The sequence below is a fragment of the Streptomyces ureilyticus genome, from assembly GCF_011045025.1.
Taxonomy (GTDB): Bacteria; Actinomycetota; Actinomycetes; order Streptomycetales; family Streptomycetaceae; genus Streptomyces; species Streptomyces ureilyticus.
Genome location: NZ_JAAKZX010000235.1, coordinates 1 through 13534 on the forward strand (window position 1 = coordinate 1; position 13534 = coordinate 13534).

General features: G+C 70.0%; 10 protein-coding genes. 3 read left to right on the forward strand and 7 right to left on the reverse strand.

Translation table 11 applies throughout. The features are described 5' to 3' along the window. Together G6048_RS41030 and G6048_RS41035 are read right to left on the reverse strand one after the other, a co-directional pair. On the reverse strand, positions 1-1434 hold a 1434-nt coding region (locus G6048_RS41030), incomplete at its 3' end, for an acetyl-CoA carboxylase biotin carboxylase subunit (protein WP_165344700.1). Positions 1435-1453: 19 nt separating this feature from the next. Next, on the reverse strand, positions 1454-3070 hold the full coding sequence (locus G6048_RS41035; RefSeq protein WP_165344701.1) for a carboxyl transferase domain-containing protein: 1617 nt from the start codon (positions 3068-3070) through the stop codon (positions 1454-1456). An 86-nt stretch (positions 3071-3156) separates the two neighbouring features. Here G6048_RS41035 and G6048_RS41040 point away from each other — a divergent pair, with 86 nt between their 5' ends. The 3 genes from G6048_RS41040 to G6048_RS41050 all read left to right on the forward strand — a co-directional run bounded on the left by G6048_RS41040 (position 3157) and on the right by G6048_RS41050 (position 6077). Beyond that, entirely contained in the window at positions 3157-3759 is a 603-nt protein-coding gene (locus G6048_RS41040) for an SACE_7040 family transcriptional regulator (RefSeq protein WP_165344702.1), read from the forward strand. 207 nt (positions 3760-3966) lie between these two features. Continuing rightward, positions 3967-5124, forward strand: a complete 1158-nt coding sequence (locus G6048_RS41045) for an acyl-CoA dehydrogenase family protein (RefSeq protein WP_165344703.1) — start codon at positions 3967-3969, stop codon at positions 5122-5124. Between the two features lie 35 nt (positions 5125-5159). Beyond that, entirely contained in the window at positions 5160-6077 is a 918-nt protein-coding gene (locus tag G6048_RS41050; RefSeq protein ID WP_165344704.1) for an acyl-CoA thioesterase, read from the forward strand. A gap of 26 nt (positions 6078-6103) precedes the next feature. Here the strand turns inward: G6048_RS41050 and G6048_RS41055 are convergent, their stop codons facing one another. From G6048_RS41055 to G6048_RS41075, 5 genes are all read right to left on the reverse strand, one after another. Then, positions 6104-6901 (reverse strand): phosphatase, encoded by a 798-nt coding sequence (locus G6048_RS41055; protein WP_165344705.1) that lies wholly within the window; start codon positions 6899-6901, stop codon positions 6104-6106. A gap of 5 nt (positions 6902-6906) precedes the next feature. Next, complete coding sequence (locus G6048_RS41060; RefSeq protein ID WP_165344706.1) at positions 6907-8922, reverse strand: zinc ribbon domain-containing protein; 2016 nt, start codon at positions 8920-8922, stop codon at positions 6907-6909. Between the two features lie 243 nt (positions 8923-9165). Beyond that, on the reverse strand, positions 9166-10881 hold the full coding sequence (locus G6048_RS41065) for a thiamine pyrophosphate-binding protein (protein WP_165344707.1): 1716 nt from the start codon (positions 10879-10881) through the stop codon (positions 9166-9168). Further along, a complete protein-coding gene (gene speB / locus G6048_RS41070; protein ID WP_165344708.1) occupies positions 10878-11870 on the reverse strand; it encodes an agmatinase in 993 nt (330 codons plus the stop codon). The genes G6048_RS41065 and speB overlap by 4 nt, the downstream gene beginning before the upstream one ends. A 54-nt stretch (positions 11871-11924) precedes the next feature. After that, positions 11925-13385, reverse strand: a complete 1461-nt coding sequence (locus tag G6048_RS41075; RefSeq protein ID WP_165344709.1) for a sodium:solute symporter — start codon at positions 13383-13385, stop codon at positions 11925-11927. Between the last annotated feature and the right edge of the window lie 149 nt (positions 13386-13534).

Here is a 13534-nt window from a genome sequence, read left to right on the forward strand (position 1 = left end):
GAGCCCCCAGTTCCGGGAAGGGGCGGGGCTGGGGAACAAACGCGCTTGTCGCAGCAACCCCGCCGCCACGTACACCTCACCCGGCACCTCGCCCGAGACGAGCCCGTCCACCTCCCGCTCCACCAAGCCGGTGTCCAACTCGCCCGCCACCACAGCCGGATGACCCAACAGCCTCCGCAGGAACCCTGCATTCGTCTGCACGCCCAGCGTCACCGTCTCGCCAAGGGCAGCCCGCAGCTTCCGCAACGCGGTCGCCCGGTCCGGCCCGTACGCGATGACCTTCGAGAGCATCGGGTCGTACAGGGACCCGACCTCCGTGCCCTCACTGAGCCCGGAGTCGGTGCGAACCCCGTCGCCCCAGGGTTCGCGCAGGGCAAGAACCGTCCCCCCGGAGGGAAGGAACCCCCGCGCCGGATCCTCCGCGCAGATCCGCGCCTCGACCGCATGCCCGGTGAGCGTGATGTCCTCCTGCTCAAACCCCAACCGCTCACCCGCCGCGACCCGAAGCTGCCACTCCACAAGATCGATCCCCGTGACCATCTCCGTCACCGGATGCTCAACCTGAAGCCGCGTGTTCATCTCCATGAAGCAGTACGCCGACGGATCATCACCCGGCACGATGAACTCGACCGTGCCCGCGCCCACGTACCCACACGAACGCGCCGCCTCGACCGCCGCCGCCCCCATGGCCGCCCGCGTCTTCTCATCGAGCAGTACGCTCGGCGCCTCCTCGATGATCTTCTGATGCCGGCGCTGGAGCGAGCACTCCCGCTCACCCAGGTGCACCACCCGACCGTGCCCGTCCGCCAGGACCTGGATCTCGATATGCCGGGGCCGGTCGATCCACCGCTCCACGAGCAGCGTGTCGTCACCGAAGGAAGCACGGGCCTCCCGCCGGGCCGCCGCGATCTCCTCGCTGAGCACCGACAGGTCGCGCACAAGGCGCATCCCCTTGCCGCCGCCGCCCGCCGAGGGCTTGAGCAGCACGGGCGCGCCCAACTCGCGGGCCGCGTCCTCCAGTTCGGGATCGGCGGCACCCGGCACGACCGGCACCCCGGCCGCCTTCACCGTCTCCTTGGCACGGATCTTGTCGCCCATCAGGGAGATGGCGTCGGCGGGCGGCCCGATGAAGACGAGCCCGGCGTCGGCGCAGGCACGCGCGAAGGCGGCGTTCTCGGCGAGGAAGCCATAGCCCGGGTGTACCGCCTGCGCACCCGTCCGTGCCGCCGCCTCCAGCAGCCGTTCCGCCGACAGATAGCTCTCAGCCGCCGGCGCCGGACCGATCCGTACGGCCGTGTCCGCCTCGCGGACGTGCCGTGCGTCGGCGTCCGCGTCGCTGAAGACGGCCACCGAGCGCACGCCCAGCGACCGGAGCGTACGGATGACCCGGACGGCGATCTCGCCCCGGTTGGCGACAAGCACTGTCTCGAACATCGTCAAGAGTCCCTCCCCCTCACATCCGGAAGACGCCGAATTGGGGCTCGCCCAGTGGCGCGTTGGCGCAGGCGGTCAGGGCGAGACCCAGCACCTGCCGGGTCTCCATGGGGTCGATGACCCCGTCGTCCCAGAGCCGGGCCGTCGCGTAATAGGCGTTCCCCTGGCGCTCGTACTGTGCGCGGATCGGCTCCTTGAAGGCCTCTTCCTCCTCGGCGGGCCAGGACTCGCCGCGGGCCTCCAACTGGTCGCGCTTGACGGTCGCGAGGACCGACGCGGCCTGCTCGCCGCCCATCACGGAGATCTTGGCGTTCGGCCACATCCACAGGAAGCGCGGGGAGTACGCCCGGCCGCACATCGAGTAGTTGCCCGCGCCGTACGAGCCGCCGATCACCACGGTCAGCTTCGGTACGCGCGTACTGGCCACCGCCGTGACCATCTTGGCGCCGTGCTTGGCGATACCGCCCGCCTCGTAGTCCCGCCCCACCATGAAGCCGGAGATGTTCTGCAGGAACACCAGAGGGATCCCGCGCTGGTCGCACAGCTCGATGAAGTGGGCGCCCTTCTGGGCAGATTCGGAGAACAGGATGCCGTTGTTGGCGACGATCCCGACCGGATGCCCGTGCACCCGCGCGAAGCCCGTCACCAGGGTCTGCCCGAACTCCGACTTGAACTCCGCGAAACGCGAGCCGTCGACCACGCGCGCGATGACCTCGCGTACGTCATAGGGGGTGCGGGAATCCGCCGGCACCACGCCGTACAGCCCGGCCGGGTCCACCTTTGGCTCGATGGCCGCTGCGACCGTCCAGGGCAGTGACCCGCGCGCGGGGAGGGTGGAAACGATGGTGCGCACGATCCGCAGCGCGTGCGCGTCGTCCTCCGCGAGGTGGTCGGTGACACCCGATACGCGCGCGTGGACCTCGCCGCCGCCCAGTTCCTCGGCGGTGACGACCTCCCCGGTGGCGGCCTTCACCAGGGGAGGTCCGCCGAGGAAGATCGTGCCCTGATTGCGCACGATCACGGCCTCGTCGCTCATGGCGGGGACGTACGCCCCGCCCGCCGTGCATGAGCCGAGCACCGCCGCGATCTGCGGAATCCCGGCCCCCGACATCCGCGCCTGGTTGTAGAAGATCCGCCCGAAGTGCTCGCGGTCGGGGAAGACCTCGTCCTGCATGGGCAGGAAAGCGCCCCCGGAGTCCACCAAGTACACACAGGGGAGGCGGTTTTCGAGCGCCACCTCCTGGGCGCGCAGATGCTTCTTCACCGTCATCGGGTAGTACGTGCCGCCCTTGACGGTCGCGTCATTGGCGACGATCACGCACTCGCGGCCGCTCACCCGCCCGATCCCGGCGATGACCCCTGCCGCCGGTGCCTGGTCGTCGTACATCCCATCGGCGGCGAGCGGGGCCAGCTCCAGGAAAGGCGAGCCCGGGTCCAGCAGGGTGTCCACGCGGTCGCGCGGCAGCAGCTTTCCGCGCGCGGTGTGCCGGGCGCGCGCCCGCTCGCCGCCGCCGAGCTGGGCCGTGGCCAGCTTCTTCCGCAGCTCGTCCACGAGGGCGTGGTGCGCCGCCTCGTTGGCCCGCCAGGCAGCCGACGCGGGGTCGGCCGCGCTGGTCAGCTCCGGTGCCTCCTGCATCGCGGAGTCCCCTCATCTTGTTAATGAGCGTTAACGTCCTGCCTTCAGGTTAACGACCGCTAACCTCCCTGTCTAGAATTGCCTCCATGGCCACCAGAACCGACGCCCTCACCCGCCGCGAACAGATCCTCAAGGAGGCCGCCCGGCTCTTCGCCGAGCGCGGCTTCCACGGCGTCGGTGTCGACGAGATAGGGGCGGCGGTCGGCATCAGCGGACCGGGCCTGTACCGGCACTTCGCGGGCAAGGACGCGATGCTCGCCGAGCTGCTCGTGGGAATCAGCGGGCAGCTGCTGACCGGTGGCAAGCGGCGGGCCGCCGAGGCCGCCGGGAACCCCGAGGCGGTCCTCGACTCACTCGTCGAAGGGCACATCGACTTCGCACTCGACGACCGCCCCCTGATCACCTTGCACGACCGCGAGCTGGACCGCCTCCGGGACAGCGACCGCAAGCTCGTACGGCAGCTCCAACGGCAGTACGTGGAGCTGTGGGTGGAGGTCGTCCGCGAGGTCTACCCGGACCTCGCCGAGCCGGCCGCCCGGGCCGCCGTCCATGCGGTCTTCGGGCTGCTGAACTCGACGCCGCACATGGGGCGTCCCGGCTCGCTGCCCGGCCGGGCGGGCACGGCGGCGTTGCTGCACCGGATGGCGCGGGGGGCTTTCGAGGCGGCGGCCGTCTCGGCTTCGGCGTGAGCCGGTTCTGCGGTGACCCGATCCCGCGGTGACCCGATCCCGCGGTGAGCCGGTCGGGCCTGACGCGGTGCCCGTGTGACCTGCCCCCAGCGTGACCTACGTCTCTGGACGACCGTAGTGACCGGCGGGTAGCGTGGGCTGAGCAAGCGCTTAGACATGACATGCGGCGCTTGGGACCGAGCAGCGCGAGCCAAGGAGCCGTACACGATGCGCCGTACCGTCTTCACCGAGGATCACGAGGCGTTCCGGGAGACCCTGCGAGCCTTCATCGAAGCCGAGGTCGTCCCCGTGTACGACGAATGGTTCGCCGCGGGCCAGGCGCCGCGCGACTTCTACTACAAGCTCGCCGAGCTGGGCGTCTTCGGGATCCGCGTCCCCGAGGAGTTCGGCGGCGCGGGCATCGACTCGTACAAGTTCGAGGCCATCATGTACGAGGAGACGGCCCGCGCGGGTGTCTCCTTCGGCGGCTCCGGCGTGCATGTGCTGCTCGGCCTGCCGTACATCAAGATGCTCGCCACCGACGAGCAGAAGAAGCGGTTCCTGCCGAAGTTCGTCTCCGGTGAGGAGATGTGGGCCCTCGCGATGACCGAGCCGGGCACCGGCTCCGACCTCGCCGGCATGAAGACCACCGCGAAGCTCTCCGACGACGGCACGCACTATGTGCTCAACGGCGCCAAGACCTTCATCACCGGCGGCGTCCACGCCGACCGCGTCATCGTCTGCGCCCGCACCTCCGCCCCGCGCGAGGACGACCGCCGCTTCGGCATCTCCCTGTTCGCCGTCGACACCAAGTCCGAGGGCTACTCCGTCGGCCGCAAGCTGGACAAGCTCGGCCTGAAGACCTCCGACACCGCCGAGCTGGCGTTCGTCGATGTGAAGGTGCCGGTCGACGACCTGCTCGGCGAGGAGAACAAGGGCTTCGCCTACCTCGGCACCAACCTCGCCTCGGAGCGCTGGGGCATCGCCTTCGGTGCGTACGCGCAGGCCGCGGCGGCGGTCCGGTTCGCCAAGGAGTACGTCCAGGACCGTACGGTCTTCGGCAAGACCGTCGCCTCCTTCCAGAACACCAAGTTCGAACTGGCCGCCTGCCAGGCCGAGGTCGACGCCGCGCAGGCCGTCGCCGACCGCTCCCTGGAAGCGCTGGACGCGGGCGAGCTGTCCCCGGCCGAGGCCGCGAGCGCCAAGCTGTTCTGCACCGAGGTCGCGCACCGCGTCATCGACCGCTGCCTCCAGCTGCACGGCGGCTACGGCTTCATGAACGAGTACCCGATCGCCCGTCTGTACGCCGACAACCGCGTCAACCGGATCTACGGCGGCACCAGCGAGGTCATGAAGATGATTATCGCGAAGGACATGGGTCTGTAGGCCGTCAGAAATCAGTCCACGGCACAACGGACATCATGAGCCAGGCAAGCGAAGTAAACCGGCCGCGCGAGGCAGGTCAGCCGCGCGAGGCGCTCGACTCCCTGCTCGATCTGCTCGACCTGGAGCGGATCGAGCGGGACATGTTCCGCGGCCGGTCCCAGCCCTCCGTCGTCCCGCGCGTCTTCGGCGGGCAGGTCGCGGCGCAGGCGCTGGTCGCGGCCGGGCGTACGGTTCCCGAGCACCGGCTCGCCCACTCCCTGCACTCGTACTTCCTGCGCCCCGGTGATCCCGGCGCGCCCATCGTCTACACCGTGGACCGGATCCGCGACGGCCGTTCCTTCACCACCCGGAGGGTCGTCGCGGTCCAGCACGGACAGCCGATCTTTCACCTCTCGGCTTCCTTCCAGACGTACGAGGAGGGCCTGGAGCACCAGGCCCCCATGCCGGACTCGCCCGACCCCGAGACGCTGCCGACCGCGGAGGAGATCCTGCCGGAGTACGCGGACGCCTTCTGGGAACCGGGCGTTCTGGAGCGGCTGTTGGAGGCTCGTGCCGCGGTCGACCTCCGGTATGTGGACGCACCGCCGTTCGCCAGCGTCGGGGAGGAGCGTGAGCCGCGCTCCCAAGTGTGGTTCCGCACGAACGGCAAGCTGGTGGATGATCCCCTGCTGCACGTCTGCCTGGCCACATACGTCTCCGACATGACGCTCCTCGACTCCGTCCTCCTCGCCCACGGGCGGGGCGGCTGGGCCGTGGGCGACGTGGTCGGCGCCTCGCTGGACCACGCGATGTGGTTCCACCGTCCGTTCCGGGCGGACGAGTGGCTCCTGTACGACCAGGAGTCGCCGTCGGCGTCGGGTGGGCGAGGGCTCGGGCAGGCCCGGATCTATACGCGGGAGGGGCAGCTGGCGATCACGGTGATCCAGGAAGGTGTGGTACGGATCCCCCGGTGATGGTTCCACCGGGGGTGGGCCGGGGCTCAGGCCGTGGCCGTGAGGTCCGCCGCGTCCAGCAGATACGCCGTCATCGGGTCATAGTGCCGCGGACTCGTGACGTGGTCGTCCAGGGGAATCGTCACCTGGAGCGTGCCCTCGGATTCCGCGAGGAACAGTGCGGGGTCGTTGCAGTCGGCGTACCCCATCGAGTCGATGCCCTGCTGGCCGGCGAAACCTGCCCAGCCGTGGTCGGCGACGACCAGGTCGGGCAGCGGCCGGCCCTTGCGCTCCAGCCCGGCCAGAATCGCTCGCATCGGCTCTCCGGAATGCGTGTGCCAGAGCGTGGCCCCATGCTCCAGAACGGCCACGTCCGCGAACTGCATCACGTACCCCTCATCCGTCTGCAGCCCGTCCGGGATCACCACGATCTCGCACCCGGCAGCCCGCAACCCCGCCGCCGTCGCCCGGTGCACATCCAGCAACCCGCCGGGATGCCCCGTCGCGAACAGCACCCGCTGTTGCCCTGCCGCCGCTTTCCGCAGCCGCGACGCCATCCGGTCCAGGGCGTCGATGGTCAGCTCCGGATCGATGGTGTCCTGCCCGTGGCGGTACTCCGGGTCGTCGTTCACCCCGCAACGCTCCGCCATCACCGCGAGCACGTCCTGCTCGTCGGTCCAGCGGTCGCCGAGCTCAAGGCCGAGCCAGTAGTTGCGGTCGCCGTTCGCCAGTTTGCGGTAGTGGGAGAGGTTGTTCTCGCGGGGGGTGGCGACATCGCCCGCGATGCGCGTCCGTACGAGGTGATCGACGAGTTCGGCGCGGCTGGGAGTTCCGGGTATCGGCATGGTCCCTATTCTGCCTGTGCGCGAACTGGTGTTCCGCAGCGTCTCTGATCAGCTTGGGTATCCCATGTCAGACGCAGTGTCTGGCCTGGGATTTCCCACCGTGGAGGGGTGGCGTGGGCGTGGTGGTGGAACCCCGCGCCCAGGATTGCTCCGCCTGGCCGATGTCGGCTGGTGGCCGGTGTGCTGATCGTCGTCACGCCCTGGTGCCGGTGGGCTGCGCGGGGCAGCCGGGTCCGGTCCGTGTGAGCGTGTCCCTCCGGACGCTGGCCCGCCGGACCCATGGGCCTGGCGGAGGAGGGTGCCCTGCGTCGCCTGGGCGCGGGGCGTGTGGAACGAGGCCTGGTGGGGCCGGTCTTGGACCGGTCCTCCCGGCGGGTCTTCGGTGCGGTTGGTGTGACGATCGCGCCCGCTTCGAGCTTGTCGATCACCGTGCGAATCATCATGACACCGCTGGTGCGGTCGGTGATGGTCTTGGCCTGGTGGGTCAGGCCGCGTGCGGCGATACGTCTCCAAGCGCCCTGGTCGCGGTCGCCCTGCCAGCCGCAGGAGTGGCAGAGGGCCCACTTCCAGCCGGGTGTGGTGAGCCGGTCGGGGGCTTTGTGGTGCCGCAATACGTCCAGGCATTGCGGGCAGTGTTTCGAGGTGTTCCGCGCCGGGACGGTGACCACGGCGATACCGGCCTCGGCAGCGAGGTGCCGCATGCGGTCCACGATCTGTCCGCGCACTTGCTGGGACAGGCGGGTGTTCATGGTGCGGCCCATGCCGCGGGCTTCTATCGAGCGGAGGTCTTCGACGTAGATCACGCTCGCCCCGGCGGTGATCGCATGGTCCACCGACCAGCGGGCGGCAGACCATGCTAGGGCGTCGTTGAGGCTTGACCGCCGGGAGGAGACGTGCCGGATCTCGTCGGTCAGGATCGCGTGCCGACCGGTCAGGAGGTGGTGTTCGGCCCCGTTGATGAGCCGTTGGTAGTGGTCGGCCTTGGCGTGCAGATGTTCGGACAGGCGGCGCAGTCGGTGCTGCTTGGCAAGGATGCCGTTGGCCCGGAACATGCCACCGCTGCCGAGGGCGGTGATCGTGCCGTCGTCGTTCAGTCGGGCGGCCCCGGCGGACAGCAGGGTGTTCAGGCCCCAGTCCACGCCCAGCGCAACCGCATGCCCGCTCCGCCGCGCCTTCGGGACGGCGTGGGTGTAGGCGAGATCGGCCCGCACCGTGTCCTGGTGGAGGCGCAGGGTGGGCAGGTGTAGCACCGCACTGGTGGGGATCGTCGGCGGGAGCTTGATGGGGCAGGCCACCCACCGCCAGTCCGCGTAGGACCGCGGGTCGGGGCAGGTGGGCAGCTGCATGCGCAGCAGGGCCCGGCCCGGCTCGTCGGCGCGTTCGATGGTGGCCTGCTGCCCGTCGCAGGCGGACAGCAACAGCATCCGCGCGATACGGGGCTCGGCCTCCATCTCGAAGACATCGGCCGACATCTGGCCGTGCTTCTTCGCGAAAGCGGTGATCTGCCGGGTGCGGGAGGAGATGACGCTGGAGGGCACGGACCACCCGTCGGGCACCGCCTCCCGTACCGCGTCCCACTCTGTGGGCGTGCGCCTGGCCGGGGTGGCGGGCCAGGTCGCGAGCACTCCGGCGGTGAGGTCGGCGCGCCACTTCGCCGAGCGCAGCGTGCGCCCGGCCTGCTCTTGAGCCATGCGCACGATGCGATCGTTGACACGGATGCCCTCGGGCGGGCTGACGGTCCAGCCCAGGCGGCGCAGGGCCATCCAGGCACTCGACGGCAGCGGGCGGCCTACCTCGTCCTCACCCGCTGCCAGCGTGTCAACGTCCGCACTGTTCCAATGCTCGGCCAGTAGCGCGGCCGCCATGCCGGACACCAGATCCGCCGCCCAGCCCGCCTGCTCCGCCAACACAGCAGCCGACAGGGCTTCGCCGGTCTTCTCCTCCACACCCGCTCGCAGCACACTGCGGGCACAGGCGGTGCGGGCGGCCTCACCCTCACCGAGCGGCAGCCTCCGGCTCACCGATCCCCCTCCCGCCCACAGTGCTGTCATCCGATCAACGACACACCCACGGAAAGGTCACGCAATCGACCCTCGTACCCACATACGATCTCGGCACCAGGCTGGCCGATGACGCGTCACTCGGGATGCCTAAGGAAGTGGGTGAGCCTGAAACGGGGGTCACGTGGTGTTCGTCACCCACGCCCCGGGGCGGGCCGCGGACAAGCGGTGGGACCAGGGGCAGTCTGGAGGCATCCAGGCCCGTCAGCCCAGGTGCGTAGGCGCGAACATCCGTAGCACAGCGGGGAGGACCAGCACCGCGGGGCCGGGTGTGGAGAGGGCCTTGGCCAGGTCGGCTTCGAGGGTTTCCGGAGTCGTACGGGCCCCTGGCACCCCGAACGACTCCGCCAGGGCCACGAAGTCCGGGCGGGACAGCTCCGTGGCCGACTCGGTCTCGGTCTCGGGCTCAGTCCCGGCCGTCTCGCCGAAGGTGTCCGTCATGTACTCGCGGAGGATGCCGTAGCCGCCGTCGTCGATGATCAGCCAGGTGACGTCGAAGCCGTGCTGCTTCGCGGTGGCGAGTTCGGCGATGGAGTACAGGGCGCCGCCGTCGCCGGAGACCGCGAGGACCGGATGGGTGGGGTCCGCTGCCGCGGCGCCCAGGGCGGCGGGGAAGGCGTAGCCGAGGCCGCCCGCGCCCTGGGCCGAGTGCATGGTGTTGGGGTGGCGGGGGTCGAAGGCCGACCAGGCCCAGTAGGCGAGGATCGTCATGTCCCAGAAGGAGGGGGAGCGCCGGGGGAGGGCTCGGCGTATCGACGCCAACACGTCTTGTTCCAGGGTGAGTTGCTGGGCAGCGATGCGTGCGCGGACCCGTTCCAGGAGCGTACGTACCCGCTCGGGAGCCGTCTCGTCCGTGCGCTCGTCCACCGTCTCCAGCAGCGCGGAGAGCGCGAGCCTCGCGTCGGCGTGGATGCCGAGTGCCGGGTAGTTGGATTCCACCTTGCCTAGGTCTGCCTCGATCTGGATCAGGCGGCCCCGGGGCTTGAACGTTCGGTAGTTCGTGGACATTTCGCCGAGGCCCGAGCCGACGACGAGAAGTACGTCCGCGTCCTCCAGGAAGTCCGTGGTGTGCCGGTCCTCCAGCCAGGACTGGAGGGAGAGGGGGTGGGTCCAAGGGAACGCGCCCTTGCCGCCGAACGTGGTGACCACCGGCGCCTGGATGCGCTCCGCCAGCGCCCGCAGCTTCCCCGACGCGTCCGCCCGTACGACCCCGCCTCCCGCAATGATCGCCGGACGGGTCGCGCCTGACAGCAAGTGGGCGGCCACCGCCGTGAGTTCGGGGCGCGGGACCAGCTCCTCGGGCGTCGCGTCGGGCGCCGTCACCTCGGGCAGCAGCGTCTCGGCCAGCAGTACGTCCTGCGGGATCTCCACCCACACCGGCCCGTGCGGAGCCGTCAGCGCCGACTGCCACGCCGCCGCGATCGCTGACGGGATCTGTGACTGCGTACGGACCGTATGGACCGACTTCACCACACCCCTGAAGGACGCCTGCTGGTCCGGGAGTTCGTGGAGGTAGCCGTGGCGGCCGCCGCCCAGGCCCGCCGTCGGGATCTGGCTGCTGATCGCCAGCACCGGAGCGCTCGCCGCCGCCGCCTCCTGGAGTGCGGCCAGGGACGTGAGCGCGCCCGGGCCCGTCGAGAGCAGCAGCGGGGCCGCCTCGCCGGTGATACGGCCGTACGCGTCTGCCGCGAAGCCCGCGTTGTTCTCGACGCGCAGGCCGATGTACCGGAGCGAGGAGCGGCGGAGCGCGTCGAACAGGCCCAGGGCGTGCTGGCCGGGGAGACCGAAGACCGTTGTCGCGCCGAGACCGGAGAGGGTCTCCACGACCAGGTCGCCGCCGATGCGGCCGGGGGGAGGGTTGAGGGCGGCATCGGTCTGCGCGGGTGTGGGGCGGAGTACCAGGTCGTGGTCGTGCGTCACTTGGCCTCGGTCTCCTTACAGGGCTTCTCGCGAGCCCGCGCGATCTGGCGGGACATGATCGTCGTCAGTTCGTACGCCGTGTGGGACGCGGCGACCGACGTGATCTCGGCGTGATCGTACGCGGGCGCGACCTCCACGACGTCCGCCGAGACGAGGTTGCAGGAGGCCAACCCCCGGAGGATCTCCAGGAGTTCGCGGGACGTCAGGCCGCCCGCCTCCGGCGTACCCGTGCCGGGCGCGTGCGCCGGGTCCAGGACGTCGATGTCGATGGAGATGTAGAGCGGACGGTCGCCGATGCGCTGCCGCAACTGGTCCGCCACCTCGTCGACGCCGCGTCGCATCACGTCCGCCGACGTCACGATGCCGAAGCCCATCTTCTCGTCGTCGTCCAGGTCCTGCCTGCCGTACAGCGGGCCGCGCGTGCCCACGTGCGACAGCGCCGAGGTGTCGAGGATCCCCTCCTCGACCGCCCGCCGGAACGGTGTCCCATGCGTGTACTCCGCGCCGAAGTACGTGTCCCAGGTGTCGAGGTGCGCGTCGAAGTGGAGCAGCGCGACCGGGCCGTGCTTCTTCGCGACCGATCGCAGGAGGGGGAGCGCGATGGTGTGGTCGCCGCCGAGGGTCATCAACCGGGCGCCGGTGCCGAGGAGTTCGTCCGCAGCCCTCTCGACGCTCTCCACGGCCTCGTTGATGTCGAACGGGTTCGCGGCGATGTCCCCGGCGTCCGCGACCTGCGCGAGGGCGAACGGGGACGCGTCCTGCGCGGGGTTGTACGGGCGCAGGAGACGGCTGGCCTCCCGGATCGCGTTCCCGCCGAACCGGGCACCCGGCCGGTACGAGACGCCCGCGTCGAACGGCACGCCCACCACCGCGACGTCGGCGGCGCCCACCTCGTCGAGGCGGGGCAGCCGGGCGAAGGTCGCGGGACCCGCGTACCGCGGAATGCGGGACGAGTCGACGGGGCCGCGGGGCGTCTCGTTGCTGCTCATGGTTGTTCTGCCTTCTTTCCTACGCTTCGTCGCGTATGTACTGCACGGCCGACTCTAGTGGGGAGCCGGAACGGGTTCGGACACGGGTTCGGGAGCCCGGCCTGCCAGTCGCTCGCGCCAGGCGGTGAGCACGGCGGCATCGGTGGCGGGTGTGGCCAGCGAGACGATCACGTACGTTGCCAGCGAGGACAGCAGCCCGTAGTAGATGGGCTCGTTGGCGAGGATTCCGTAGGTCGCCATCAGCGCGATGACCGCGAGGCCGCCGACCGTGACGGAGGCCAGCGCGCCCTGGGCGGTGCCGCGCTTCCACAGCAGGCCGCCGAGGATGGGGACGAGGAGGCCGCCGACGAGGAGGTTGTAGGCGACGGTCAGGGCCTCGACGACGTTGTTGAGCGCGATGGCCGTACAGATCACCGCGACGCCCATGATGAGGATGAAGGCCCTGTTGCCCCTGACCTCGTCGTGCTGCTCCTCGGACGGTCGGACGGCCCCTCGCAACCGCGACCAGATGTCGTTGTTCGCGACGGTCGCGCAGGCGATGAGAGCACCCGAGGACGTCGACATCACGGCGGCCAGCGCCGCGGCGAGCACCAACCCCCGTACCCCCATGGGGAGTTCGTCCTTCACGATGGTCGCGAAGGCGTCGTCCGCGCTGCCGAGCTTCGGGTAGAGCACCTTGGCCGCCGTACCGATGACGGCGCCGGCGAGCGCGTACGCCAGGCAGTAGGTGCCCGCGACCGTGCCGCCCCACTTGGCGGTCCGGTCACTGCGTGCGGTGAACACGCGCTGCCAGATGTCCTGCCCGATCAGCATGCCAAAGGTGTAGATGAGGACGTACGTGAAGATCGTCTCGCCGCCGATGCCCAGCGGATCGAAGTACGACGTCGGCAGCTCGTCCCTCATCGCGCCGAAGCCGCCCGCCTTGACGACCGCGATGGGGAGCAGCAGGAGCAGTACGCCGATCGTCTTGACCACGAACTGCACCATGTCCGTCAGCGTGATGGACCACATGCCGCCGAGCGTCGAGTACGCGACCACGATCGAGCCGCCGAGGACGATCGCGACCGTGCGGTTCATGTCGAAGAGGACGTCGAAGATCGTGGCGTACGCGATGGTGGACGTGACGGCGAGCATCAGCGTGTACGCCCACATGACGACGCCGGAGATGACGCCGGCCCGTCCGCCGTAGCGCAGGTCGAGCATCTCGGAGACGGTGTAGACCTTCAGCCGGGCGATGCGGGCGGAGAAGAAGACGGACAGGGCGAGAAGCCCGAGGCCGATGGTGAAGACCATCCAGGCGCCGGAGAGCCCGTACTGATACCCGAGACCGACGCCGCCGATGGTGGACGCGCCGCCGAGGACGATCGCGGCCATGGTGCCGGAGTACATGGTGGGGCCCAGGCGGCGGCCCGCCACCAGGAACTCGCTCTTCGACTTGGCGCGGCGCATGCCCCACCAGCCCATGGCCAGCATGCCTGCCAGATAGACGACGATGACTGTGTAGTCGACGGCCACGGGGCCCTCCTCGGTCGAGCTCGATGTCGCCGGCGGGTGACGAGCACCGACATTAGGTGGCCGGAAAGCGACTGCGAAGTGTACGTTTCATCCATTCGAGCCGCCTTGAGTGGAGGGAACGTCCACCATGCCGGACCCCGCCGTCCCTC

What these genes read in the sequence shown, in the direction of transcription:
- G6048_RS41050 (WP_165344704.1), top strand. Translation starts at nt 5,160, where the DNA reads ATGAGCCAGGCAAGCGAAGTAAACCGGCCGCGCGAGGCAGGTCAGCCG.
- G6048_RS41035 (WP_165344701.1), bottom strand. Translation starts at nt 3,070, where the DNA reads ATGCAGGAGGCACCGGAGCTGACCAGCGCGGCCGACCCCGCGTCGGCT.
- G6048_RS41055 (WP_165344705.1), bottom strand. Translation starts at nt 6,901, where the DNA reads ATGCCGATACCCGGAACTCCCAGCCGCGCCGAACTCGTCGATCACCTC.
- G6048_RS41040 (WP_165344702.1), top strand. Translation starts at nt 3,157, where the DNA reads ATGGCCACCAGAACCGACGCCCTCACCCGCCGCGAACAGATCCTCAAG.
- speB (WP_165344708.1), bottom strand. Translation starts at nt 11,870, where the DNA reads ATGAGCAGCAACGAGACGCCCCGCGGCCCCGTCGACTCGTCCCGCATT.
- G6048_RS41045 (WP_165344703.1), top strand. Translation starts at nt 3,967, where the DNA reads ATGCGCCGTACCGTCTTCACCGAGGATCACGAGGCGTTCCGGGAGACC.